Origin of the sequence: Afifella aestuarii, from assembly GCF_004023665.1 — a bacterium.
Classification (GTDB): Bacteria; Pseudomonadota; Alphaproteobacteria; order Rhizobiales; family Afifellaceae; genus Afifella; species Afifella aestuarii.
Genome location: NZ_SAUF01000001.1, coordinates 397,851 through 421,952 on the forward strand (window position 1 = coordinate 397,851; position 24,102 = coordinate 421,952).

Below are 24,102 nucleotides of genomic sequence, written 5' to 3' on the forward strand. Positions count from 1 at the left end.
CGGTAGGTGCGAAAACGAAAACGCCCGGGGATATGCCCCGGGCGGTGTTTCTCAAAGGCGCGAGCGCCTATTGCTGCGGCCCCTTATTGCTGGGGTAGGGCGTAGGCCACGAGGGCGTCGCCGATCGGCGTTTCCATGAAGTGGTGGCCGCCCGCCATGATGACGAGATATTGCCGGCCGTTCGCCTCATAGGTCATCGGCGTCGCCTGGCCGCCTGCCGGCAGCACGTCGCTCCACAAGGTCTCGCCCGTCTCCATATCGATGGCGCGGATGAGATTGTCCGTCGCCGCGGCGACGAAGATGACGCCGCCGGCGGTCACCACCGCGCCGCCATTGTTGGGCGTGCCGATGGTGATCGGCAGCATGGAGGGGATGCCGAAAGGCCCGTTGGTGCGCGCCTCGCCGAACGGGCGATCCCAGAGGGTTTTGCCCGTCTCCATGTCGATGGCGCGAATGCCGCCATAGGGAGGCTCCTTGCACAGGAGACCGGTGAATGGCAGGCGCCAGCCGGCATTGACGTTGATGGCGTAGGGCGTGCCGGCCTGCGGATCGCCGGCGCCTTCCGCCCCGCCGATGGCACCACGCTCCTGGCTGCGCGGCGCCCAGCCTTTGCGCTCGGCCTCGGCACGCGGCACGAGACGGTTGTAGTTCGGCATGTCGTTGTAATTGGCGACGATGACGCCGCGGGTCGGATCAACGGCGATGCCGCCCCAATCGGTGCCGCCATTGTAGCCCGGATATTCGATCCAGTGCTGGTCGGAGGTCGGCGCCGTGTAGAAGCCCTCATAGGAGGAGCGGCGGAACTCGATCCGGCACACCATCTGGTCGATCGGCGACATGCCCCACATGGAGGCTTCCGTCAGGTCCGGCTTGCGGAGCGTGTGATAGAGCGAGAAGGGCTGGGTCGGCGAGCGCTCTTCCGGCTCCACGCCACCTGTCGGCACCGGGCGTTCCTCGACGCCGGTGATCGGCTCGCCGGTCTCGCGGTTGAGGACGTACATGTCGCCCTGCTTAGAGGGGAGAATGAGCGCCGGCACGGTGCCGTCGCCGACCGGGAAATCGACGAGCGTCGCCTGGGCGCCGAGATCGTAATCCCAGACATCCTTGTGCACCGTCTGGAAGTGCCAGGCGGGCTTGCCGGTCTCCACATCGATGGCGACGAGCGAGGTCGAATATTCGCTCTCCGCGTCGGTGCGGGAGCCCGACCAGTAATCGACGGCGGAATTGCCCATCGGCAGGTAGACGAGGCCGAGCTCTTCATCGCCGCTCGCCGTCGTCCACATATTCGGCGTGCCGCGGGTGTAGGTCTTGCCTTCCGGCGGCTGGCCGGTGATCTCCGGCTGCGTCATGTCCCAGGCCCAGCGCTGCTCGCCGGTGACGGCATCGAAGCCCTGGATGACGCCCGAGGGGGCTGAACGTTTCTGGCCGTCGAGCACCTGATGGCCGGTGACGATGACACCGCGCACGATGGTGGGCGCGGAGGTCATCGAGACCATGCCGGGGACGACTTCGCCCATGCCGCGCTTGAAGTTGACGGAGCCGTTGTCGCCGAAATCGGAGCAGGGCTCGCCGGTCTCGGCATCGACGGCGATGAGACGACCGTCGAGCGTGCCTTCGATGACGCGCGTCGGGCAGACCTGATCGGGGGCTGCGTCAGGCACCTCGAAATAGGTCACGCCGCGGCAGGCGGCCGTGTAGGGGATCCAATCGTCGGACACCTTCGGATCGTAGCGCCAGCGCTCCTTGCCGGTTTCCGGATCGACGGCGATCATGATGTTCATGGCCGAGCAGAGATAGAGCGTGTTGCCGACCTTGAGCGGCGTCGTTTCCGCGCCGTATTTGCCCTTGGCGAGCTCGCTGTCGGGCAGATCGCCGGTATGGTAGACCCAGGCGCGCTTCAGTTTGCCGACATTGTCGCGATTGATTTCGGCGAGCGGGGAATAGCGCCGCGCCGAATAGGTGCCACCATAGGCAGGCCAGTCGCTGCCGACCTCCTTGAGTGACGGGTCGGCCATGGCGAGACGCCCGGCCGCCGGCAACGGGCCCTGGACCTGCGGGGCGTTGACGATGGCGATATAGACCCCGCCGCCGACCATCAGAACGAGGACGGCCGCGATGCCGGCAAAGGCCGAGCGCCAGGAATAATCCCAGGGCGCGAGCGGCGGCATCGCGGCAATGACGAGGACGAGAAGCACGGTCGGCGCCACCACGCGGGGCACGAGCGCCCAGCCGTGGAGGCCGACTTCCCAATAGGCCCACAGAAGCGTGGCGAAGAACACGAAAATGTAGAGCCAGGCGCCGCTGGCGCGGCCCGCCATGATCAAGATGCCGGACGCCAGAAGGCCGAGGCCGGCGAGAACGTAATAGAAGGAGCCGCCGAGGCTTGCGAGCCAGCCGCCGCCGCCGACCAGAACGAGCCCGATGAGAGCCAGAACGAGGCCGAGTAGCCGGGCGAGCCAAAGGCCCACCGTGTTTCTGTTTTCGGATTGTGTGTTCAACGCACGCCCCCTTTTTGTCTTGCTGCCGGCCGGGTGCCGGTCCGTTCGGCCGGTTGCCGAGCTTTGCGCTTCTGGTGCCGGCCGTGCGAGCGATGTGGCGCATGGTAGCGCGAAACTGGCTCTTCGCCAGGGCCGAGTGTGCATCATCGATGTGAAAGGCCAATGATCTCTGACCCCTCGACAACGGGCGGGCGGTCGGGCAAGGCCCGCGGCATCGGATTTCAGGAGCGCGGCGTGACGAACGAGGGGATGGAGCGGGTGGACGGCGGTGCCAATGGCCGCGTCGAGACAGGCAGCGCCGAGAGAGGCAGAGCGCCGAGCCGCGCAGATTTGGCCCGACACGTCACGCTCGTCACCGTCGCCTACAATTCGGCTGAGGCGTTGCGCTGGCAGGGCGCGCATTCGGCACGGCTGCCGGGCATCGTCGTCGACAATGGCAGCTCGGATGCCACACGGGCGGCGGCCAGGGAACGGGGCCTTGGCATTCTGGCGTTCGACGTGAATTGCGGTTTCGGCCGCGGCGTGATGGCCGGGCTTGCCGCTGTCACGACGGAATTCGCGCTCGTCATCAATCCCGATGCGGCGATGTCGGAGGATGGCGTCGCGGCGCTTCTTGCCGCGGCGGAGCGCTATCCGGACTGCGCGCTCTTCGTTCCGCGCATCGTCAACGAGACGGGGAAGGTGTTCTTTCGGGTCGATTCAGCGCTGGAGCCGCGCCAGAAGCACCGTCGCCCGCCCGAAGGCGATGCCTGCATCGCGATGCTGTCGGGGGCGGTGATGCTCGTCCGGGTGGCGCCGTTCCTCGCCTTCGGCGGCTTCGATCCGGCGATCTTTCTTTATTTCGAAGATGACGAGCTCGCGTTTCGCTACCGGGCGGCGCGGCGCCCGATCATCTATGTGCCGGAGGCGGAGGCGGTGCATCTCGGCAACCGGTCGTCCGGGCCTTCCGCCCGCCCGGCCGCGAAATCGAACCGCGTCAAAGACATCTCTTTCGGCTGGTCGCACGCCTATGTGATGGAGAAAACCGGGCGAGATTCTGGGAGGTCCGTTGGGCGGAGGAGCCGGGCGCTCGCCGTTCTGCGGCTGGCAGGCAGCATCGCCGTGTGCCTTGTCAGCGGGCGCTTTGGAAAATTGCGGCGGGAGGCTTACAGGCTCAAAGGTTTCGTGAGACGGCTGCGGGGGCGACCGGCGCCGTTTCTGCCGCCGGGCGAGCCGGAATGCGTGGCGCTCGACCTTTCTCACGGGAAGGTGTGAGAACAAAATTAGACGGGAAATTGAGTTCCGCTTCACTGTCGCAGAAATTGTGAGACTCGTTCCTGGATCGCTCTGGGGCGGGCGGCATCAGAGTGCGTCTTATTTTAGCTTATTTGTACAGGTTAAAGACAAGCGACGAAGAGATATGCTCTTTGCTGGCGTCGGCGAGGCGCCCGCAGCGTCACTGTTTGTCACTCAAGCATCTTCAACCGCCGGTGATTTCTTATTGCTGGAATTCCCCGGCAGGTTTTATAATTGAGTCGACGATGGACGAAATGCACATATTTGTGCAATGTGATGCGGTGTTTTCGGGGTCGGCACAGATCGTGGTGCGCAAGGGCGCGGCTGCGAGAATACTGGGGGTTGGCGACATATCTGTCGCGATTAGGTGAGACTTACGTGCCGGTTACTGCGTCCAACGGTGAATTGCCGTTGAACGCCGAAGCGTTTACCCAAATCTATCGAAGCAGAGGTCACAGGGGGAGACGAATGCGCGCCAGACGAGAGGAAACCAACGGGCAACGCGGTTCCAGGAGCCAATATGCTCTCGCCAACCAAATCCTGGATATCGTTCGAGATCGGCGGCTTGAAGAAGGCGATCGCCTGGCGGAAGTGGCGCTGGCAACCCAGCTCGGCGTGTCGCGCACGCCGGTGCGGGCGGCCCTCTCACTCCTTGCCGAGGAAGAGATCGTGCGGGCGCGTCCGAACCAGGGATATGTCCTCCTCAAGGGCTGGACGGCTCTGAAGAGCACGATTTTGGCGGCGCCGAGCAGCAGCGACGACGAGCTTTATCTCGATCTCATTCGCGAGCGCCTGCAGGGCGACATTCCCAATACCGTCACTCAGACGATGCTGCTCGACCGCTTCAAGACGAGCCGGGCCGTGCTGTTGCGCACGCTGTCGCGCATGGCCGAAGAAGGCATCGTGACCAAGAACAAGGGGCGCGGCTGGACGTTTCAGCCGGCGATCGACACCTCGGTGGCGATGCGCAACAGCTACGATTTCCGTATCATGGTGGAGCCTGCCGCTTTGATGCTCGACACGTTCGAGATCGACATGGTGGCGCTCGACCGCGCCCGCGCCCGGCATTTGTGGCTCCTGGAGCAGGGGGAAGTCCTGGCGCCGAGCAGCCTGGAATTGTTCGCCATCGATGCGCAATTCCACGAGATGATGGCCGGTTTCTCCAACAACAGCTTCTTCGTGCAGGCGATCCAGCATCAGAACCGTATGCGCCGGCTCCTGGAATATCAAGGCGTTCAGCCCGTTCAACGAATCGTGACCTGGGTGAAGGAGCATATGGAGATCATGGATGCGCTGTGCGCCAACGACCGCGAGCTTGCGGCGCGGAGAATGCGGTCGCATCTTGAAAACGCCTATGTGTCGACGATGAAACTGACCGCCGAAGCCCAGAAAGCCGCCGTTGCGCGCTCCAAGGCGAAGACCCAAGGGCGGCAGAACGCGCCGAGGCGGCGCGAGCGGAACGACGTATCGGCGGAGAGCGATCTCGCCGGATAAGGCGCGCTCGCTCGCCATCCGGCGATCTTTCTCCTGACCAACGGAGCGCGCGACAAAAGCGCGTTTCCTGCAACCTGGAGCGGAACCAGCCTCCGACTGCCGTGTTTCCTGCCACCGAATGCACTGACGCGCTTGAAGAAATCGGCGCGTCCCCGCGGAGGAGGGATCTGCTCTTGGTTCAGGACACACTGCTTTACAAACTCTCGCAGGCCGGCAAGGCCCAGCGCGTTTTCGTGGCGGCGAAATTGCGCGAAATCGATCTGCATCCGGGCCAGGACGGCGTCTTGATGCTGCTCAAGGAAAAAGGCGCGATGTGCCTTTCCGATGTCGGGCTGCTGCTCGCCATCCAGCCGCCGACGGTGACGAAGATGACGGTGCGTCTGGAGCGCAACGGCTATATCCGCCGCCGCACGGCCCCGCAGGATCAGCGCAAATGCATGATCGAGCTCACCGAGAAGGGTGAGGAAAAGGTCGCCGAGATCGAAGCGCTGTGGCAGCGCGCCGACGCGGACGTGATGCAGTCCGTTTCGCCGACGATGCGGGCTTTCCTCGATGAAGCGCTTGCCGATCTGGAGGCGAGCCTTTACCGCAAGGCCGGGCGCTGGAAGGCGCCGAGCAATCCGGTCCGCAAGACCGCCGCTTCGGCTTCCGGCGGCGCCGTCAATGGACGCGCGGAGGCCGTCTCCGTGCGTCAGTCTCCCGTTTGACAGAGGGGCCGACGCTCGCGCAACATCACGCGGCTAAGCGCTGGTTCAAGGCAACAGAGATGATCAGACCGCGAGCTCAATCCGGCGGCATTCCTATGGTATCTTCGGGGTTCCCCGTGTCGCAGGACGATGACTACCTGCAAAAACAGCTCGCGAAGCTCGGCGAGGAGGTTCTCGCCGAGGACGTGCCGGATCGCCTGCTTCAGGCGCTCACCGGCGACGCGCCGGCTGAGGGCGAGACCGCGCTAGAGAGTGCCGAAAAGACAGCGGAGGGAGCCGCTGGAACTCCGGGTGCCGGTTCTCGTTTCAGCAAGCCGAAAAGCGAAGACTAAGCCGCCGAGATCCGTGTGGCGACGGCCGGGGCCCCGTCATGCCTGCGGCGGCGAACGCCTGCGCCGCCCACCCGGCGCATACTCTGATGGTCAGTCGCTCTTCTGGAGATCGTCGATCTCGGCATCGCCGGCCGCTGCGGTCATGGCGTCCGCACCGCCGGGCTCTTGGAGGAGCTGCGTGAGGCGGGCGCGAGCGCGCGAGACGCGCGAGCGCACCGTGCCGATCGGAATATCGAGCATCTCGCCCGCTTCCTCGTAACCGACGCCTTCCACCGCCGTCAAAAGCAGGATCTCGCGATGCTCCGGCGAGAGGTGGGCGAAGGCATGGCGCACCTCCTGGAGAGCCACGGCGGATTCCTGGCCGGGCTTACTGTGCGTGCTCGCCTCATGCGTCAGATCCTCTTCCACCCGACGCCGGTTGGCGCTCTTGCGCAGATCGTTCTTGTAGATGTTGCGCAGGATGGTGAAGAGCCAGGCTTTGAGATTGGTGCCGTCCTCGTAGCGGTCGAGGGACGCGACAGCGCGCACGAGGCATTCCTGCACGAGATCGTCCGCCCATTCCGGATTTTGGACGAGATATCTCGCAAAGCGGCGCAGATGCGGGATCAGCGCGGCGATCTCGCGACGGACGTTGCCTTTCCGGTCGTCACCGGTCGTCATTTCACCGTTTGCCTGCTCTCTTCCCCAACGCCCGGTTTCGCGCAAGAATCACCCGCGGCGGCAAAGCCTGCCATATTTTGCCGAGGTTTCACGTCTAAGGTCGTTAGACGGCTACGGACTTTCGGCGCCGGCAGCCGCGTTTGAACACTAAGTTCGCCCAGGTTAATGTGTCGGCGCAAGTTTGCCGATAGGCTGTCACCTCATGTCGGACGGCTCGGGGGTAGAGTATGAACACGCAGGTTTCCGACGACGTGAAACACGCGGTGGCTCGTCTTCGCCGCTATGCTTTCTGCCTGTTCGGCTCGCTGCCGCAGGCCGACGAGGTCATCGAACGCTGTCTACGGCGGTTCGATCCGGCGCGGCTCGACGGCAAGACCGATCCCCTCATCACCCTCTTTCGCCATTTCCATGAGGTCGGCGCGTCCGAGATTTCGCCGATGTGGGTCAGCAACGGCCGTGCCATCGGGCAGGAAGTGCTGCATGGCGGTCTCTTGCGTCTGCCGCTGAAAGAACGCGAAGCCATCGCTTTGCGCGCCGTATGCGGGTTCCGCGCCGACGAGGTGGCGACGATCCTCGGCGTGAGCGCGGAGAGAGCGCAAGGTCTCGTCGACGAGGGCTACCGGATGCTCGCCTCGCCGAGCCTGTCGGCGCTGATCATCGAAGATGAGCCGCTCGTTGCCAGCGATATCTCCAGCATCATCTCGAGCATGGGCATCGAGGTGATCGGCACGGCCAGCAAGGAGAGCGAGGCGGTTTTCAAGGCTGCAGAGAAGCGGCCGCATCTCATCCTCGCCGACGTGCGGCTCGCCGAAGGCAACGGGCTCAACGCCGTCAGCACCATCCGTCGCTTTCACGAAGCGCGGGTCATGTATCTGACGGCTTTCCCGAGCGAGGTGCTGCGCTCCGTCGGGGAGCGGGACGCCCTGATCGTCCGCAAGCCGTTCGAGCGGGTCGCCGTCGAAGCCGCCGTGCGCCAGCTCGCCGGCCTTGAAATGGTCTCCTGACGCCGCTGTCAGCGAGGGGATTCTGTCCTCAGCTGTCCGGTCGGGCGGTCCGGCGATCTCGACAAGGTACCGCCTCTCACACCGACGCGAAGCTTTCGAGCGGGCTCGACATCAACAGGCGCACGATTTCAACGAGCGCTCTCTGATCGATCGGTTTCGGCAGATAGGGGGCATCGGCCAAGTCCGGCTCCAGAAGATCCTGCGGGCGATAGGCGCTGGCGATGACATAGGGCACGCCCTTACGGCGCAGATCACGCGCCACTTCCGTCGAAATCTCGTCCTGCAGGTTGAGGTCGAGGAGGGCGACCGCGAAATTCTTCTCCGCCACCATGCGACGCGCTTCGGCGACGTCGGCAGCGAGGCCGACCACCGGCCATCCGGCCGATTCCACGGCTTCCTGCATGACGGAGGCGAGGAGAGGGGAATCCTCGACGATCAGGACCGAACCTTTCGGCAGAGGGGGCGCGGCGCCGTCCCTGCCGCTTTGCAGGCCCCGCGCGACAGCCGGCAAATCATGCCGCGGCGCCTCCTTCATCTGCGGAATGCGGAAGGTGCAGAAAACGCCATGCGGGCGGAATTCCAGATGCACCTTTTCGCGCAGCTCCGTTTCCATCATCGAGCGAATGACGAAGGTGCCGAAGCCCTCATTGGCGGGCGGCTGCAGTGCTTCGGGTGCGGTCTCGTCCCAGGAAAAACGATGTCCGCCGTGCAGATCGTCGCGTTCCCAGCTGATCTTGAGATGACCTCCCGGCCCCGAGAGTGCGCCGAAGCGGGCGGCATTGGCGGCGAGTTCGTGCAGGCTCAAGGCGAGGCTCTGCGTCAGCCGCGGCGGCAGCATCACATCCGGACCGTCGATTTGTATGCGGGCATTGGCCCGGCCGCCGGCGACCCTCAAGGCCCCTTCGACGAGGTCGCGCAACAGCGCACCGTCCCAGCCCGATCGGCTCAAAAGCTCATGCGCATCCGCGAGCGCCTGAATGCGCCCGCGCAGGGAGCGGATGAAGGAATCGATGGAATGCGTCTCGCTGCGGCTTTGCGTGGCGATGGCGCTGATATTGGCGAGCATGTTCTTCACGCGGTGATCGAGCTCGGCCAGGAGCACCGTCTGACGCCGCTGGATTTCGAGAAGCTCGCTCACGTCGGACGCGAAGCCGAAGAGGCGGCTCGGGCGCCCTTCCTTGTCGAAGACGAGATAGGCGCGGTCCCAGACGTCGACCCAATGACCATCCGCATGGCGGACGCGGTATGTCGCCTCAAAACTGTCGCGCTCGCCGCGTCTCAGCTCGGTGCCGAGGGTCCGGAGCCTGTCGCGGTCGTCGGGATGGACGCGCTCAATCCACCAGGGCAGGAACGAGGTGCCGCCATGGCTTTCGCCGACGAGCCTATCCAGGCCTTCACTCGCCGCCACGCGCCCCGTCGCCATATCGCGCTCGTAGACGACGCCCGCGACGGCGCGCAGCGACAGGCGATACCGGGCGGCGTTGTCGGCCAGCTCGGCCTGCGCCTTCTTGGTGGCGCTGATGTCGTAATTGACGCCGTAGGCGCGCGTGCACTGGTCGCTGCGATGGCATTCGGCGGCCGAGGCGATCCAACGGATTTCGCCGTCGGGCCGGGTGATGCGGAACTCGATCGATAACGGCCGGCCCTCCTCGATGAGAGCTTTCAGCTCGCGCGAGACACGCTCGCGATCGGCGGGATGGACGAAGGCGAGGGCCTCCTCATGGGTGAGCGGGCCGCTTCGTTCCTGAACGCCGAAGATCTCGAAGGTGGTCTCGTCCCAATAGGAGAGGCCCTCTTCCTTGTGCCAGACCCAGGTGCCGATATGGGCGCTGTCGAGCGCCAGACGCAGGCGCCGTTCCTGCGCCTGCAATTTCGTTTCGGCGCGCTGCCGCTCGATCGCAACGGCGAGAATGTTGGCGACGGCCTGCACGAAGCCGATGTCCTCGGCGACGAAGCGCTCGATCTCGCAGGCGTGCACGCCGAGCGCGCCCCAGGGATTGTCCTTCTTGCCGATGAGGACGGTGACGCCGCTCTTGACGCCGTGTTCGAGAAAAATGTTGCTCTCTTCGAAGCGGGATTCGTGGGCGATGTCGCTGGTGACGACAGGCTGTCCGGAGGACAGGGCGAAGGACGCCTTGGAGCCGGCGCGAGCGCTGACGAGATGCGTTCCGACGAGGCCCGCACGCCAGCCGGAGCCGGCGGTCAGAAGGAAGTTCTCGCCATCGGGAAGGAGTCGCAAAATTGCGGTATGGTCGCAGCCGAGCGCCTTGCCGACACCGGAGACCGCCTCGTCCAACAGGTCATCGAGCGGAGCGCCGGCGAGCGCGCGATTGCCGAGCGCGGCGACGATCGCCTGCTGCTCTTCGCGCCGCAACAGGCGGGCCCGGGCATCTTCCTCTTCCGACGAGGACAAAGGCTGGCGGTCTGCCTCAAGAGCCGCGATGCGCGCCTTCAATTCGGCGTTCTCGCGCTTCAGGCCTTCAAGGCGATCCGCCGCCAGGGGTCTCAGGTTTTCTTCGTGCATTCCCAACCGCTTCTGGCGGCGGAGCATCCGCTGCCTTCCTGCGGTGAACGGCCGATACCCGCCCCGGGTTGCGGTGGGCCGGCGGAGATCTTCGCCGGCCCGGAATTTTACGTCTCCGCCGCAGCGTCAGCCGCCGAGGCTTTCCTTGACGGCCGGCAGGCCTTCTTCACCGGAGAAGGTCTTTACGCCCTCAAGCCAATTATCGAGGGTCTCGGGATGAGCCTGAAGCCATTCCTTGGCGGCCGCCCGGGCTTCCTTGTTGTCGTTCAGGATCGCGCCCATGATTTCGTTTTCCATCGGCAGCGTGAACTTCAGGTTCTTGAGGAACTGGCCGACATTCGGGCACTCGTCGAGATAGCCTTCGCGGACATTCGTATAAATCGTCGCGCCGCCGTAATCGGGGCCGAAGACATCATCGCCGCCCGACAGATATTTCAGCTCGAAATTGGCGTTCATCGGATGCGGCTCCCAGCCGAGAAAGACGATCGGCTTGTCGCGCCGCACAGCCCGGCTGACCTGGGCGAGCATGCCCTGCTCGGAGGATTCCACGAGCTCGAAATCGCCAAGGCCGAACTGATCGTCCTCGATCATGCCGAGGATGAGGCGGTTGCCGTCATTGCCGGGTTCGATGCCGTAGATCTTGCCGTCGAGCTCGTCCTTGAACTTGGCGATATCCTCGAAGCTCTTCAGGCCCTTCTCGTAGGTGTAGGCGGGCACGGCGAGCGTGTATTTGGCACCGGTGAGGTTGGCGGGCTCCAGCGTCTCAACCGAACCCTCCTCGCGATAGGGCGCGAGGTCGGCCTCCATCGTCGGCAGCCAGGTGCCGAGGAAGACGTCGAGATCGTTGTTCTTTAGCGACGCATAAGTGACCGGCAGGGACAGGACTTTCACGTCCGGCTTGTAGCCGAGGCCTTCCAGCACCACGGAGGCAAGCGCCGTCGTCGTCGTGATGTCGGTCCAGCCGACATCGGAAAAGCGCACCGTCTTGCAGCTATCGGGGGCGCTCTGCGACAGCGCCGGGCCGGCAAGCGACAGGGCGAAGATGCCGCCGGAGAGGGCGGCAAGAAGCTGTCGGGCGATGGGCGTCATTCGGTGTCTCCGTCTTGGTTCTCAAATTGCGTGCCGCGCGGCTCAAGGCGCCAGGCCCGCCGGTGCGGCGGGGCGTCAGGCGGCCTCCGACGCGGCGGCGGCATCGAAACACCATCGCCGCGGAATGGCAATGTTTGCTTGATTGACTGATCAATCAAAAAAAAGCAGAAGAGCGGCAGGAGACGACAATGCCCCGCATCGGAATGGAACCCGTGCGCCGCAAGGCGCTCATCGACGCCGCCATCGAGGCCATCCACCAGGAAGGCATGGCCCATATCACCATGGGCACGATCGCCAAGCGGGCCGGCGTGTCGGCCGGGCTCGCGCATCATTATTTCGGCGGCAAGGACAAGCTCCTGCTCGCCACCATGCGCCACCTTCTCTCCGAGCTCGGCGAGGAGATGCAGCGATGCCTGAAGACCGCGTCGACGCCGCGGGCCCGCATCAGCGCCATCATCGCCGGGAATTTTTCGGAAGCTCAGTTTCGTCCTGCCGTCATCTCCGCCTGGCTCGCCTTCTACGAGGCGGCACAGACGGAGCCCGAAGCGCGGCGGCTTTTGCGCGTCTATACGCGGCGGCTCGAAAGCAATCTCCTGCACGCGCTGCAGGATCTGGTGGCGCGCGAGGAGGCGGTGCGGATCGCTGAAACGCTCGCCGCGCTCATCGACGGCGTGTGGATCCGCCGTTCGCTTGCCGGACCCGCCGATCCCGACGGTGCGGCCGCTCTCCTGGAACATGCCGTCGATGCTCTCCTCAATCGGAAACCTGCTCATGCGTGACGTCGATTTCATCATCATCGGCGCCGGCTCCGCCGGCTGCGTGCTCGCCAACCGGCTGTCCGAGGACGGACAGAACAGCGTCCTCGTCGTGGAATATGGCGGCAGCGATGTCTCGCCCTTCATCCAGATGCCGGCGGCCTTCTCGATCCCGATGAATACGAGCCGCTACGATTGGGGCTATCGCAGCGAGCCGGAGCCGCATCTCGGCGGCCGGTCGCTCGCCTGCCCACGCGGCAAGGTGATCGGCGGCTCCTCGTCGATCAACGGCATGGTCTATGTGCGCGGCCATCCGGAGGATTTCGACACCTGGCAGGAGATGGGCGCCAACGGCTGGGGCTATGCCGACGTGGCGCCGTATTTCCAGCGGCTGGAGACGAGCCATGGCGGCGAGGACGGCTGGCGCGGCAGCGACGGGCCGATGCATGTAACGCGCGGCACGATGCGCAATCCACTCTATTCGGCCTTCATCCGTGCGGGCGCGGAGTCGGGTTATCCGCTCACCTTCGATTACAACGGCTCGGCCCAGGAAGGTTTCGGGCCGATGGAGATGACGGTGTGGCGCGGGCAGCGCTGGTCGTCGGCTCAGGCCTATCTGCGCCCGGCCTTGAAGCGGGCGAATGTCGAGCTCATGAGCAATACGCTGGCGGAGCGCATCCTGTTTGAGGATCGCCGCGCCGTCGGGCTCGTCGTCTCTCGCGGCGGCGCCCGCGAGACGATCCGGGCGCGGCGGGAAATCATCGTCGCCGCCTCGTCGATCAATTCGCCAAAGCTTCTGATGCTTTCGGGGATCGGTCCGGCGGAGCATTTGCGGGAGCAGGGCATCGATGTCGTCGCCGACAGGCCGGGTGTCGGCGCCAATCTCCAGGACCATCTCGAAGTCTATGTGCAGCAGGAATGCCGCAAGCCGGTGACGCTCAACCCGCATCTCGGGCTCGTCGGCCGCGGGCGGATCGGCGCGCGCTGGCTTTTGACGCGCACCGGTTTCGGCGCCACCAACCATTTCGAGGCCTGCGCCTTCATCCGCTCCGCGCCGGGCGTCGCATATCCCGACCTGCAGATGCATTTCCTGCCGGCGGCGGTGCGCTATGACGGCAGCGCGGCGGCGAGCGCGCATGGCTACCAGATCCATATCGGACCGATGCGCTCGCCCTCACGTGGCTCTGTGCGGCTGAATGGGCCGGATGCGGCGACGGCGCCTGCGATCCGCTTCAACTATATGAGCCACGAGCAGGACTGGCGCGATTTTCGGGCGGCGATCCGGCTGACACGCGAGATTTTTGGACAGCCGGCCTTCGGAGAATTCTCCGGCGCCGAGCTCGCGCCTGGGCCAGGGGTGGTGAGCGACGCGGCACTCGACGATTTCGTGCGCAGTGAAGTCGAAAGCGCCTATCACCCTTGCGGCACCTGTCGCATGGGGGAGGCCGACGATGTTGGCGCCGTCGTTGATCCCGCCTGCCGGGTGATTGGGGTCGACGGGCTCAGAGTGGCCGATTCCTCCATCTTCCCGCAGATTACCAACGGCAATCTCAACGCGCCCTCGCTGATGGTGGGCGAGAAGGCGGCCGATCATATTCTGGGGCGCAGCCTTCTGCCGCGCTTCGAGCGCGAGCCGGTTATCGTCTCCGGCTGGGCCGTGAGCCAGCGTAGCAAGCTGCCGCATCACGATCTCGCCGCCTGACGGGCGCGGTCATAGGCGTTTCACGGGCGTGTCACGGGCAGGGCCAGTCTGCGAGCCCGGTATGCGCGAGGGAATGGCTGGCCTGCATGTCGGGGCACGGCCGGCGCAAGCTTGAGCCGCTAAAAGGGAACCGCGCGGGCGCTTTCCACAGGCGGAACCGCGCCCGTTGCGCGGCAGCGTAACCAACGGTTAAGCATAACGCGCACTTACTGTCGCGCAGTTGAAACGCTTTTGAATCAAAGGGCGTTGTCGTCTGCGAAGGAGGGACTTTGCCATGGGCGAAGATGCCAAGATCATACTCCTGATGCAGGAAGTCTATCAGCCGGGGGATCCGGCGCGCAGCTGTGCCGCCAATGCCCTCATCCGCGCCCTGCGGGCCAAGCGCGACCTGCGCCGGGAGGAAGACCGGATCGCCCGCGAAGTGGCCCTCAGCTCCGGCGCCCATGGGGCCGCAGAGGTGCGGCGGCTCTGCCGGCTCGTCGCGTAAGGTCTGACGGGAACGTTTCGGCTGTCGGGCGCGGCGGGATCACGCCTTGTAAGGCGCCGGCTTGGCAGCTACATGGGCGAGCGTCCTGCCACCACAGACACCTCGGACCTCCATGCGCGCCATTCTCGACGTTATCCTTCTGATCCTCAATCTTTATACCTGGGTGATCATCGCCAGCGCGATCTTCTCGTGGCTTTACGCCTTCAACGTCGTCAATCCGCGCAATCAGGTGGTCTCGACGATCGGGCGCATGCTGTATCAGCTGACGGAGCCGGTGCTGCGGCCGATCCGGCGCTTCGTGCCGGCCTTTGGCGGTCTCGACATCTCGCCGATCATCGCGATCCTTCTCATCTTTCTGCTGCAGCGGATCATCGTCTATTACATCTATCCCGTCGTCTTTTGAGCGAGCCGTTTAAGGCGACCTCCGAGGGGCTCCTGCTTTCGGTGCGTCTGACGCCGAAGGCCGCCAAGGATGCGCTCGAAGGGGTGGAAGAGCTTGCCGACGGGCGCGCCGTCATCAAGGCGCGCGTGCGGGCCGTGCCGGAAAAGGGCGCGGCCAACAAGGCGCTCGAAAATCTGGTGGCGAAGGCGCTCGGTATTCCGAAGAGTTCGGTGTCGCTTGCAACAGGCGGGACGAGCCGCGTGAAGGTGCTGCTTCTCGCCGGCGATGCGGACGAACTCACGAAGAAGCTTCAGAGCGTCGTTTGAGCGTTCCGGTGGGCGTTCTGGGGAGCGTTCTGGCCGTTTTCAGAGTTTGAACGAAAAAACCGCGACGGGCATGCGCCGCTCGCCGAAAAGCGTCTGCGCCATGGAGCGGATTTCGCCGCCGCGGTGCTCGTAGAATTCGAGGGCGCGGGCGTTTTCCGTCAATGCGCGGACGATGAGGCGGGTGAAGCCCCGCTCCTTCAAGGTGCGGCAGGTCTCTTCGAAGAGCAGGCGTCCGCCGCCGATGCCCTGATATTCCGGCAGGAGATAGAGCTCGTAGATCTCGGCGGTGCGGGCATGGGAGCGCTGTCTGGCAACGCCGAAGGTGGCATAACCGGCGATCATGCCGCCCACTTCCAGAACGAGGACATTGCGCCTGCGGCCGATCACCTCCACCCAGTGGCGGGGTCCGTGGCGGGCGACCATCTGACGGAGCGCCACGGCCGGCAGGATGCCGGCATAGGCCTCGCTCCAGGAACGCTCATGCACATCCGCGATAGCGGTTGCATCGGAATGTTCCGCATAGCGGATATCGATAACGACAGCGCTCATGGGCGAAGCGTAAGCCGCTTCGCCCCTTTCGAGCAATCACTGTCGATACGTCAAGCGGCATCTTTTTTGCTGCGCTCGGCCCGTTTGCGATCGTTCGGATCGAGGATCGCCTTGCGCAGACGGATGGATTGCGGCGTGATTTCAACGAGTTCGTCTTCGGCGATGTAGGACAGCGCCTGCTCCAGGCTGAGCTTCAAAGGCGGCGTCAAAAGCACGGCATCGTCCTTGCCCGCGGAGCGGATGTTGGTGAGCTGCTTGCCTTTGAGGACGTTCACCTCGAGATCGTTGCCGCGCGAATGTTCGCCGACGATCATGCCCGGATAGACGGCTTCGCCCGGCCCGATCATCATCGAACCGCGATCCTGCAGGTTGAACAGCGCGTAAGGCACGGCGGCGCCGGTGCCGTTGGAGATCAGGACGCCGCGCTGGCGGCTCGGAATCTCGCCGCGCCAGGGCTGCCATTCGTGGAAGACGCGGTTCATGATCGCCGTGCCGCGCGTGTCGGACAAAAGCTCCGGCTGATAGCCGATGAGGCCGCGGGTCGGGACATAGAAGACGATGCGGGTGCGGCCGCCGCCCGAAGGCTGCATCTGCACCATCTCGCCGCGACGGGTGGACAATTTGTCGATGACGACGCCCGAGAATTCGTCGTCGACGTCGACCGTGACCTCTTCGACCGGTTCCAGCGTCTCGCCGTTCTCGTCCGTTCTGGTGACGACGCGCGGCTTTCCGATGGTCAGCTCGAAGCCTTCGCGGCGCATGGTCTCGATCAGGATGGCGAGCTGCAATTCGCCGCGACCGGCGACGTCGAAGGCGTCCTTGTCGGTCGATTCCGTGATCTTCAGCGCGACGTTGCCTTCCGCTTCACGCAGCAGGCGCTCGCGGATCACGCGGCTTTGCACCTTGGAGCCCTCGCGCCCGGCAAGCGGCCCGTCATTGATGCGAAACGACATGGAGAGCGTCGGCGGATCGATCGGATGGGCGGCGATCGGCGTCGTCACCTCCGGATCGGCGAGCGTATCGGCGACGGTCGCCTCGCTCATGCCGGCGAGAGCGACGATGTCGCCGGCCTCGCCCTTGTCGATCGGCTGACGCTCCAGGCCGCGGAAGGCGAGAACCTTCGAAACGCGGAAATTTTCGACCAGGTCGCCCTTGCGCGACAGCGCCTTCACCGTCTGGCCGGGCTTTATCTCGCCGGAGCGCACGCGGCCCGTAAGGATGCGGCCGAGGAAGGGATCGGCTTCGAGCGTCGTCGCCAGCATGCGGAACGGGCCTTCCTCGGTGGTCGGCGCGTTGACGTGCCGCACGACGAGGTCGAGGAGCGCATTGATGCCCTGATGCTGGCCTTGCGGTGTGTCCGCCATCCAGCCCTGCTTGGCGGAGCCGTAAAGCACGGGGAAGTCGAGCTGCTCTTCGGAAGCGCCGAGGGCGGCGAAGAGATCGAAGACCTCGTTGAGGACATAGTCGGGGCGGGCATCGCCCTTGTCGACCTTGTTGATGACGACGATCGGCTTCAGCCCGGCGGCGAGCGCCTTGGTGAGCACGAATTTCGTCTGCGGCATCGGGCCTTCGGCCGCGTCCACCAGGAGGAGGGCGCCGTCGACCATATTGAGGATGCGCTCCACCTCGCCGCCGAAATCGGCATGGCCTGGCGTATCCACAATGTTGATGCGCGCGTCGTTCCAGACGAGCGACGTCACCTTGGCGAGAATGGTGATGCCACGCTCGCGCTCCAGCGCGTTGGAATCCATGGCGCGCTCGGCGACACGCAGCCCCTCGCGAAAGGAGCCCGAGCTCTTGAGGAGCACGTCGATGAGCGTCGTCTTGCCATGATCGACATGCGCGATGATGGCGATGTTACGTAGAGTCTTTGTCATGAGGGCCTTTATATGTGCGCCGCCCATACTCCATTCCAGTCATGGAAGACAGGGGTTGTGGCGCAAACATGGTCCGAAGCGCGGAAAAGGCGCCTCAGAAGGGCCCTTTGACACATTTTTTCGGATTTTTCACGCGCCCCTTAACGCCTCATTGAGGCTTCTTGCAGGTTTCTCGCGAAATGCAGCGCATTTTAATCGCTTCCTGGCTTTTTGGGTCGAAGATGCAAGCCACATGACGGCTCGAAGAGACAAAAGAAAACGTCATCGTAAGGCGTTAACTATGCTCGGACGATATCGAACAAGATGTTCGCGGTGGCGTCGCGACGAAGACGGCGCGACGGCGGTGGAATTCGCGCTGATTGCCCCGGTGCTGATCTTCCTGATGATGGGGATCGTCGAGCTCGGGCTTTATCTCTCCGCCGAAAGCGTTCTGGAGCATGCGAGCTATACTGCGACCCGGCTCGGGCGCACGGGCTATAACGATAAAGACAACAAACTCACGCGCGAGCAGACGATCCGCGCCGAGCTTGACGGCTATTCCCGCGTTCTCGTGGATCCGGCGAAAATTAAGATCACCAGCCAGACCTTTTCCAACTTCGAAGACCTCGGCCAGTATCCGGATGGCTTCATCGATGCCAACGGCAATGGTGTCTACGACGAGGGGGAATACCGGGTCAGCAAGCCCGGTTACGGCGATGGCAGAGACGTTGTTGTCTACACCATCACCTACCCTTGGAAATTCTTCACGCCGATGATCGGCAAGATCCTCGGTGGAAGTGATAACACCCTCGATATCACCGTGCATGCGGTGGTGAAGAACGAGCCCTTCTGATGCGACCGATCCTGAAACGGGCACATAGCGCGTTGCGCCGGTCGGCGCAGTGTTTGCGCACTTTGCGACGCAACGAGGCGGGTGTGGCGGCGCTCGAGTTCGCGCTCGTCGCACCCTTTCTCGTGCTTTTGCTGCTCGGCGGTTTCGATTTGAGCCGCTACATCCTGGTGCAGCAGAAGGTGGACAAGATGGCCTTCACCGTCGCCGACACCATCTCGCGCGAGCAGATTCTGACGTCTTCCATGGCGAACCAGCTGTTTGTGGCTTCCGCCCAGCTGATGAAGCCGTTCGATTTCGGCGCGAACGGGCTCGTCATTCTGAGTGCCGTCGCCCGCAACGAGGACGAAAGCAAACTCCGCGTCAAATGGCAGTGCAAAGGCGGGGGGACACTCGAAGCGGCAAGCCGGATCGGCAAGATCGACGACATCGCCGACGTGCCGGGGGATCTCACGCTCGATGCCAAGGACTATCTCATCATCACCGAGGTCTTCTACGAGTGGACGCCGCCCTTCGGCAACTTCTTCCTCGGTGATCACGGGGTCTACAAATACGCCATGTTCCGGCCCCGTCTGGGGCAGCTGACAACGACGGCGGGGTGCCTGTGATGTTGTGTTCTCTCCGTCGCCTTTTTTACCGCTATCTGCGCCGGGAAGATGGCTCGGTCGCGCCGCTGATCGGCTTTTCGGCGCTCGGGCTGATCGTCGTCATCGGCTTTGCCATCGATGTCGGGCGGGCCCAGCTTGTGCAGGCCAAGCTCCTGAATGCCGCCGATGCCGGCGGGCTTGCGGCCGGATCGCGCATCCATTCGACCAATGTGCAGGACGAGGTGGAGCAGTTCGTCCGGGCGAATTTCCCAGACGGCTATGCGAATGCGCATATCGCCAGCGTCAAGGCAGAGCTGAACGATTCGAAGACGACGGTCACGGTGGATGCCTCGGCACGCGTGCCGACCACCTTCATGAAGCTTCTCGGCTTCAAGACGCTGACGGTCAGCGCCCATTCTGAGGTCACGCGCAAGATGACCGGTCTCGAAGTCGTGATGGTGCTCGATAACACCGGGTCGATGGGCTCGAGCATGGGAGCGCTGAAGACGGCGGCCAAGACTCTGGTTGACGCCCTCTTCGGAGACGATGCCGTCGGCGAAAACCTTTATGTCGGCCTGGTGCCGTTCTCACAGGCAGTCAATGTCGGGAAAAGCCACAAAGACTGGTTGACGACGGCCGATATCACGGATCCAGACGAGATCGATTATGGGCAATCCGCCGGTTATGAATGGGAGGGATGCGTCGAAGCAAGGCCGGACGGGTATGACGTTACGGATGATCCGCCGTCAGCCAAAAAATTCGATCCATACTATTGGCCTGACAGCAGTCGCTACGATTGGATTAAGACAACACCTGGGTCGAGATACTGTGATGGGCCGCTGATTCTCGGATTTATATGCCTTGGAACATGGCGAGAATCTCCGGGGACAAAAACGTATGAAATAACAAAAGATCAGGGTCCAAATTATAAGTGCCCTCAGGTTGTTACAAGGATGACTCCAATTAAGGCCAACATAATCAGCGGCATAAACAATATGTCTGCGCTCGGTAATACGTACCTTAATATCGGAGCCGTCTGGGGGTGGAGAATGCTTTCGCCGTCTTGGAGAGGTTTATGGGGTGGCGATATGGAAACATACAACCTGCCTCTCGATTATGAAAATAATCTAATAAGTAAGGCGGCGATCCTTATGACCGATGGGCGCAATGAAGTGTCTGGTGCGCTGAATGATTACGCTGCATACGGAAGTTTGTGGGACGGACGTCTCGGTACGACAAATCAATATGAGGCGGACAAAGAATTAAATGAGCGTCTCTCGATGGTTTGCAAATCTATGAACACGGCTGGGATTAAGGTCTATACTATAGTTTTTAGAACGACTGATCCGTCTATTCAGAAATTGATGCGAGAGTGTGCCTCTGATCCTAGCCTTTACTTCGATTCCCCCGACCCGGCGGCGCTCAAGAGCGCCTTCGAACAGATCGGCGATTCGCTTTCCAATCTGCGCGTCAGCCGCTGATTGGGTTCGTTTGGCACCTGCTGCGTGAGCGTGAAGCGGTGTTGGCTGGGCGTTTCGGCCGCCCCGCAGAAGGTCTTCGCAACGACCTATTGCGGCACGACGGGGCTGGTGCCGCGGCCTGGTGGTGAGGCGGGCCCGGTGGCGCCGCGGATCATCATCAGCTCGTCGATGTTGTCGGCAGTGATATAGCCGATGAAGCGGCCGCCTTCGGTGCGGCCGGCCAGGCTGATGCCGCCCTCTACGACGCCGACCGCCGGCGCCATGCCGGCCTGGAGGCGCTTCAGCGCATCGCTCAGGCGGGCGCGCGCGGCAATCACCGGAATATCGGTCGTCATGACATGCAGGACGGGGGCGTCCGGCCCCTCGGCTGCGAGCTTTTCGATCAGCGTCGCGCGGGTGAGGATGCCGCGCAGGCGGCCGCTGCCATCGACGACCGGAAATTCATGCTGTGTGGTGCGCAGAAGAAGCTCGGCGGCCTCGCCCAGGGTCGCGGAGGGGGCGAGGGATTCGAATTCGCTGATCATGGCATCGCGCACCCTGAGCCCGCGGGCGGCATCTTCCAGGCCGACGGAGCGGGCCTCCGCATTGCCGGCGAGGAAGATGAACGCGGCGATGAGGAGAAGGATCGGATTGCCGTAAAGGGCGAGAAAGCCGAAGCCGACCGCAATGCCCTGGCCGATGCGCGCCGCCATCGTGGTGGCGGCCGGGCGGCTCAGCTTGAAGGAGAGGGCCGCGCGCAGGACGCGCCCGCCATCCATCGGAAAGGCCGGGATGAGGTTGAAGAGGGCGAGGAAGAGATTGACGCCGGCAAGACGGGCCAAAAAGCTCACCTGCGGATTGTCGAGCGAGGCGAGCGAGGCCGTATCGACGGCGCCGCCGAGGGCGAGGATCAAGACGGCGGCGATGACGATGTTGACGGCCGGGCCGGCGAGCGCGACGAGGATCTCCTCGCGCGGATTTTCCGGCATGCGTTCGAGACGGGCGAGCCCGCCGATCGGCAGAAGCGTGATGTCGGGCGTCTTGATGCCGAAGCGGCGTGCCGTCAGCGCGTGACCGAATTCATGCGCGACGACGCAGGCGAATATCGCCAGGATGAAGAGAACGCCGTCGATGGCGGCGGCGGCCCCGCCCATCTGGTAATGCGCGAACCCGATCCACGCCAAAAGAAGAAAGAAGGTGGCGTGGATGCGGATTTCCGAGCCGAAGAGCCGGCCGATGGGAAAGGACCAGGACATAAGAAATAAATGGTCCTGGTCCTCTCAAATTGCAAAGATATGCGGACTTGCCGTCAGCCTTTCGTCAGCTTTTCAGCCGGTCGCGCATGCCGAGCGTTCTGAGGCGCAGGGCGTTCAGGCGGATGAAGCCCGCCGCATCGCGCTGGTCGTAGGCGCCGCGATCGTCCTCGAAGGTGACGAGTTCGTCATTGTAGAGCGATTGCGCGCTCGCCCGGCCGATGACGATGACATTGCCCTTGTAGAGCTTCAGGCGGACGGTGCCTTCGACCTTCTCCTGGCTCTTGTCGGCGAGCGCCTGGATCATCTCGCGCTCCGGCGCATACCAGAAGCCGTTGTAGACGAGCTCGGCGTATTTCGGCATCAGCTCGTCCTTGAGATGGGCCGCGCCGCGGTCGAGCGTGATCGATTCCATCGCCCGGTGAGCCTGCAGCAGGATGGTGCCGCCCGGCGTCTCGTAGATGCCGCGGCTCTTCATGCCGACGAAGCGGTTTTCGACGAGATCGACGCGGCCGATGCCGTTGTCGCGGCCGAGATCGTTGAGGGCCGCCAGAAGCTCATGCGGCTTCATCGCCTTGCCGTCGATCGACACGGGGTCGCCGTTCTTGAAGGCGATCTCGATCACCGTCGCCTTGTCGGGCGCCTCTTCCGGCGAGACGGAGCGCTGGAAGACGTAGGCCGGCGGCTCTTCGTTCGGATCTTCCAGGACTTTGCCTTCCGAGGAGGAATGCAGGAGGTTCGCATCGACGGAGAAGGGCGCCTCGCCGCGCTTGTCCTTCGGCACCGGGATCTGGTTCTTTTCGGCGAAATCGATCAAGTCGGTGCGCGACTTGAAGTCCCATTCGCGCCAGGGGGCGATCACCTTGATGTCGGGGTCGAGCGCATAGGCGCTGAGCTCGAAGCGGACCTGGTCGTTGCCCTTGCCGGTGGCGCCATGGGCGATCGCATCGGCGCCGGTCTCGTGGGCGATCTCGACGAGGCGCTTGGAGATGAGCGGGCGCGCGATCGAGGTGCCGAGAAGGTAGACGCCTTCATAGACGGCGTTCATGCGGAACATCGGGAAGACGAAGTCGCGGACGAATTCCTCGCGCAGATCCTCGATGTAGATTTCCTTGATGCCGAGCATCTCCGCCTTCTTGCGGGCCGGCTCGAGCTCGTCGCCCTGACCGAGATCGGCGGTGAAGGTCACCACCTCGCAGTCATAGGTGACTTTCAGCCATTTCAGGATGATGGAGGTGTCGAGGCCGCCGGAATAGGCGAGCACCACTTTCTTGACGTCGGAAGCCATGGAAATCCGCTTGTTGCGCAGGGTTATGATCGGCCGCGCACTATAGGCCGGGTGTGGTGCGGTGCAAGACGTGAGGCCCGGCTTGATGGCGACGAACGGGGGCCTGTGGCCTTATGCGCGGGTCGAGAAGATAAACCGCCCCGCCGCGCGCAGCCGGCGCCCGAGAATGGTGAGGGCGGCGGTGACGCCGCGATCGATCTCGGGCTGAAACCGGTAGAGCACCGGCAGGCGCAGAACGATCATGACGAGAAAGGTGACGAGCCAGGCGACGAGAACGTCGCTCAAAAAATGCCCGCCCATGGCGAGGCGCGTCCACGAGACGATGAGGAGGAGCCCGAAAGTCGCGAGAAAGACGGGCAGACGCCAGGCCCTCGGCACGACGAAGACGAGCGCGATCAGCCAGAAGGCGGAGGCCGCTTCGCCGGAGGCGAACGAGCAGTTGGAATGACAGGTGCCGGAGAGATCGCCGACGCGGGCGAAGACCTCTTCGCCGCCGAATTCGAAGAGATGACGGGGGCGCGGGCGCGCCGAGAACGTCTTGAGAAGGCCGTTGATGAGAAGCCCCGGCCCGATCGCCAGAACGAGATAGAGGAAGATCGGCTTGTGCGGGCGCACGAGCATCGGCCTGTCCGGCCATAGGAGTTTTGCGACGAAGGGCAGGCCGATGGCGATGGCGATAAAGATTTCGAGGCCGCGGCCGACATTGCGCCAGAAGGGCGGCGCGCCCGTCGCCGTGAACCCATGGCTGCGATCGAAGAAGAGCCTGGCGACGGCGAGATCGATGGCGGGAAAGGCGGCGAAGACGAGGAGGATCGCAAGAAGTGCGGAGAGCGCCGTCATCGTCGGGCGCCGCTTCACGAAGTCCGCGGCGTCGGCCACACGGCGACCGCGGCGCGCGGGCGGTGGCAGAAGCACGGGAAGATCCGCCAAAGGCCGCGATCCGGCCGTGCGCGCGGCGGGCATCAGCCGCAAAACCGGCGCAAAAAACGGGTGGCGCGTGACATCGGCAAGAGGCATGAATGCG

The 24,102-nt window shown here is 63.8% G+C and carries 22 protein-coding genes; 13 read left to right on the forward strand and 9 right to left on the reverse strand.

What is annotated here, in order from left to right; all coding sequences use genetic code 11:
- Positions 1–83: 83 nt before the first annotated feature.
- A complete protein-coding gene (locus EO094_RS01785; protein WP_246008331.1) occupies positions 84–2,498 on the reverse strand; it encodes a membrane-bound PQQ-dependent dehydrogenase, glucose/quinate/shikimate family in 2,415 nt (804 codons plus the stop codon).
- A gap of 162 nt (positions 2,499–2,660) precedes the next feature.
- Here EO094_RS01785 and EO094_RS01790 point away from each other — a divergent pair, with 162 nt between their 5' ends.
- The 4 genes from EO094_RS01790 to EO094_RS01805 all read left to right on the forward strand — a co-directional run bounded on the left by EO094_RS01790 (position 2,661) and on the right by EO094_RS01805 (position 6,306).
- Positions 2,661–3,752: a glycosyltransferase gene (locus tag EO094_RS01790; protein ID WP_128290636.1), complete on the forward strand. Its 1,092-nt coding sequence runs from the start codon at positions 2,661–2,663 to the stop codon at positions 3,750–3,752.
- Positions 3,753–4,241: 489 nt separating this feature from the next.
- Positions 4,242–5,267 carry a GntR family transcriptional regulator gene (locus tag EO094_RS01795; protein WP_164879517.1) on the forward strand — a complete coding sequence of 342 codons (1,026 nt, stop codon included), beginning with the start codon at positions 4,242–4,244 and terminating at the stop codon, positions 5,265–5,267.
- Between the two features lie 173 nt (positions 5,268–5,440).
- Positions 5,441–5,974, forward strand: coding sequence for a MarR family winged helix-turn-helix transcriptional regulator (locus tag EO094_RS01800; protein ID WP_128290638.1), 534 nt, complete (start codon positions 5,441–5,443; stop codon positions 5,972–5,974).
- Positions 5,975–6,090: 116 nt separating this feature from the next.
- Entirely contained in the window at positions 6,091–6,306 is a 216-nt protein-coding gene (locus EO094_RS01805) for a hypothetical protein (protein ID WP_128290639.1), read from the forward strand.
- A 90-nt stretch (positions 6,307–6,396) separates the two neighbouring features.
- Here the strand turns inward: EO094_RS01805 and EO094_RS01810 are convergent, their stop codons facing one another.
- Positions 6,397–6,966, reverse strand: coding sequence for a sigma-70 family RNA polymerase sigma factor (locus tag EO094_RS01810; RefSeq protein ID WP_205649799.1), 570 nt, complete (start codon positions 6,964–6,966; stop codon positions 6,397–6,399).
- A gap of 227 nt (positions 6,967–7,193) precedes the next feature.
- Here EO094_RS01810 and EO094_RS01815 point away from each other — a divergent pair, with 227 nt between their 5' ends.
- Positions 7,194–7,970, forward strand: coding sequence for a response regulator (locus EO094_RS01815; RefSeq protein WP_128290640.1), 777 nt, complete (start codon positions 7,194–7,196; stop codon positions 7,968–7,970).
- A 76-nt stretch (positions 7,971–8,046) separates the two neighbouring features.
- Here EO094_RS01815 and EO094_RS01820 read toward each other — a convergent pair whose 3' ends face one another.
- Positions 8,047–10,494 (reverse strand): PAS domain-containing protein, encoded by a 2,448-nt coding sequence (locus tag EO094_RS01820; protein WP_164879518.1) that lies wholly within the window; start codon positions 10,492–10,494, stop codon positions 8,047–8,049.
- 126 nt (positions 10,495–10,620) lie between these two features.
- Positions 10,621–11,583: a choline ABC transporter substrate-binding protein gene (locus EO094_RS01825; RefSeq protein WP_128290642.1), complete on the reverse strand. Its 963-nt coding sequence runs from the start codon at positions 11,581–11,583 to the stop codon at positions 10,621–10,623.
- Between the two features lie 188 nt (positions 11,584–11,771).
- Between EO094_RS01825 and betI the strand changes: the two genes are divergently transcribed.
- The 5 genes from betI to EO094_RS01850 all read left to right on the forward strand — a co-directional run bounded on the left by betI (position 11,772) and on the right by EO094_RS01850 (position 15,235).
- Positions 11,772–12,362, forward strand: a complete 591-nt coding sequence (gene betI, locus EO094_RS01830) for a transcriptional regulator BetI (protein WP_128290643.1) — start codon at positions 11,772–11,774, stop codon at positions 12,360–12,362.
- A complete protein-coding gene (betA, locus tag EO094_RS01835; protein WP_128290644.1) occupies positions 12,355–14,040 on the forward strand; it encodes a choline dehydrogenase in 1,686 nt (561 codons plus the stop codon). Before betI ends, betA begins: the two co-directional genes overlap by 8 nt.
- A gap of 274 nt (positions 14,041–14,314) precedes the next feature.
- Positions 14,315–14,527: a hypothetical protein gene (locus EO094_RS01840; RefSeq protein WP_128290645.1), complete on the forward strand. Its 213-nt coding sequence runs from the start codon at positions 14,315–14,317 to the stop codon at positions 14,525–14,527.
- Between the two features lie 112 nt (positions 14,528–14,639).
- Entirely contained in the window at positions 14,640–14,930 is a 291-nt protein-coding gene (locus EO094_RS01845; protein ID WP_092813306.1) for a YggT family protein, read from the forward strand.
- The gene (locus EO094_RS01850; protein WP_128290646.1) at positions 14,927–15,235 is read left to right on the forward strand and encodes a DUF167 family protein; all 309 of its coding nucleotides are present in this window, start codon (positions 14,927–14,929) and stop codon (positions 15,233–15,235) included. Before EO094_RS01845 ends, EO094_RS01850 begins: the two co-directional genes overlap by 4 nt.
- A 39-nt stretch (positions 15,236–15,274) precedes the next feature.
- On the opposite strand, the gene EO094_RS01855 is transcribed toward EO094_RS01850, so the two are convergent.
- Both EO094_RS01855 and typA read right to left on the reverse strand, forming a co-directional pair.
- Complete coding sequence (locus EO094_RS01855) at positions 15,275–15,784, reverse strand: GNAT family N-acetyltransferase (RefSeq protein ID WP_128290647.1); 510 nt, start codon at positions 15,782–15,784, stop codon at positions 15,275–15,277.
- Positions 15,785–15,834: 50 nt separating this feature from the next.
- Positions 15,835–17,661 carry a translational GTPase TypA gene (gene typA / locus EO094_RS01860; protein ID WP_128290648.1) on the reverse strand — a complete coding sequence of 609 codons (1,827 nt, stop codon included), beginning with the start codon at positions 17,659–17,661 and terminating at the stop codon, positions 15,835–15,837.
- Between the two features lie 280 nt (positions 17,662–17,941).
- On the opposite strand from typA, the gene EO094_RS18375 reads away from it, so the two are divergent.
- The 3 genes from EO094_RS18375 (at position 17,942) to EO094_RS01875 (ending at position 20,558) form a co-directional block, all read left to right on the forward strand.
- Positions 17,942–18,493 (forward strand): TadE/TadG family type IV pilus assembly protein, encoded by a 552-nt coding sequence (locus EO094_RS18375; protein ID WP_164879519.1) that lies wholly within the window; start codon positions 17,942–17,944, stop codon positions 18,491–18,493.
- A gap of 83 nt (positions 18,494–18,576) precedes the next feature.
- Positions 18,577–19,098: a TadE/TadG family type IV pilus assembly protein gene (locus tag EO094_RS01870; protein WP_164879520.1), complete on the forward strand. Its 522-nt coding sequence runs from the start codon at positions 18,577–18,579 to the stop codon at positions 19,096–19,098.
- Positions 19,098–20,558, forward strand: a complete 1,461-nt coding sequence (locus EO094_RS01875) for a pilus assembly protein TadG-related protein (protein WP_246008332.1) — start codon at positions 19,098–19,100, stop codon at positions 20,556–20,558. The genes EO094_RS01870 and EO094_RS01875 overlap by 1 nt, the downstream gene beginning before the upstream one ends.
- Positions 20,559–20,644: 86 nt before the next feature.
- On the opposite strand, the gene EO094_RS01880 is transcribed toward EO094_RS01875, so the two are convergent.
- The 3 genes from EO094_RS01880 to EO094_RS01890 all read right to left on the reverse strand — a co-directional run bounded on the left by EO094_RS01880 (position 20,645) and on the right by EO094_RS01890 (position 24,095).
- Positions 20,645–21,793: a site-2 protease family protein gene (locus EO094_RS01880; RefSeq protein ID WP_128290651.1), complete on the reverse strand. Its 1,149-nt coding sequence runs from the start codon at positions 21,791–21,793 to the stop codon at positions 20,645–20,647.
- Between the two features lie 64 nt (positions 21,794–21,857).
- Positions 21,858–23,078 (reverse strand): argininosuccinate synthase, encoded by a 1,221-nt coding sequence (locus EO094_RS01885; RefSeq protein ID WP_128290652.1) that lies wholly within the window; start codon positions 23,076–23,078, stop codon positions 21,858–21,860.
- A 111-nt stretch (positions 23,079–23,189) separates the two neighbouring features.
- Entirely contained in the window at positions 23,190–24,095 is a 906-nt protein-coding gene (locus tag EO094_RS01890) for a phosphatase PAP2 family protein (protein ID WP_128290653.1), read from the reverse strand.
- Positions 24,096–24,102: the final 7 nt, after the last annotated feature.

Bases quoted from the DNA above. Each gene is read 5' to 3' on its own strand.
- typA (WP_128290648.1), bottom strand. From the start codon at position 17,661: ATGACAAAGACTCTACGTAACATCGCCATCATCGCGCATGTCGATCAT.
- betI (WP_128290643.1), top strand. From the start codon at position 11,772: ATGCCCCGCATCGGAATGGAACCCGTGCGCCGCAAGGCGCTCATCGAC.
- EO094_RS01825 (WP_128290642.1), bottom strand. From the start codon at position 11,583: ATGACGCCCATCGCCCGACAGCTTCTTGCCGCCCTCTCCGGCGGCATC.
- EO094_RS01790 (WP_128290636.1), top strand. From the start codon at position 2,661: ATGATCTCTGACCCCTCGACAACGGGCGGGCGGTCGGGCAAGGCCCGC.
- EO094_RS01855 (WP_128290647.1), bottom strand. From the start codon at position 15,784: ATGAGCGCTGTCGTTATCGATATCCGCTATGCGGAACATTCCGATGCA.
- betA (WP_128290644.1), top strand. From the start codon at position 12,355: ATGCGTGACGTCGATTTCATCATCATCGGCGCCGGCTCCGCCGGCTGC.
- EO094_RS18375 (WP_164879519.1), top strand. From the start codon at position 17,942: ATGCTCGGACGATATCGAACAAGATGTTCGCGGTGGCGTCGCGACGAA.
- EO094_RS01845 (WP_092813306.1), top strand. From the start codon at position 14,640: ATGCGCGCCATTCTCGACGTTATCCTTCTGATCCTCAATCTTTATACC.
- EO094_RS01810 (WP_205649799.1), bottom strand. From the start codon at position 6,966: ATGACGACCGGTGACGACCGGAAAGGCAACGTCCGTCGCGAGATCGCC.
- EO094_RS01815 (WP_128290640.1), top strand. From the start codon at position 7,194: ATGAACACGCAGGTTTCCGACGACGTGAAACACGCGGTGGCTCGTCTT.
- EO094_RS01795 (WP_164879517.1), top strand. From the start codon at position 4,242: ATGCGCGCCAGACGAGAGGAAACCAACGGGCAACGCGGTTCCAGGAGC.
- EO094_RS01820 (WP_164879518.1), bottom strand. From the start codon at position 10,494: ATGCACGAAGAAAACCTGAGACCCCTGGCGGCGGATCGCCTTGAAGGC.
- EO094_RS01880 (WP_128290651.1), bottom strand. From the start codon at position 21,793: ATGTCCTGGTCCTTTCCCATCGGCCGGCTCTTCGGCTCGGAAATCCGC.
- EO094_RS01840 (WP_128290645.1), top strand. From the start codon at position 14,315: ATGGGCGAAGATGCCAAGATCATACTCCTGATGCAGGAAGTCTATCAG.
- EO094_RS01885 (WP_128290652.1), bottom strand. From the start codon at position 23,078: ATGGCTTCCGACGTCAAGAAAGTGGTGCTCGCCTATTCCGGCGGCCTC.
- EO094_RS01890 (WP_128290653.1), bottom strand. From the start codon at position 24,095: ATGCCTCTTGCCGATGTCACGCGCCACCCGTTTTTTGCGCCGGTTTTG.
- EO094_RS01875 (WP_246008332.1), top strand. From the start codon at position 19,098: ATGTTGTGTTCTCTCCGTCGCCTTTTTTACCGCTATCTGCGCCGGGAA.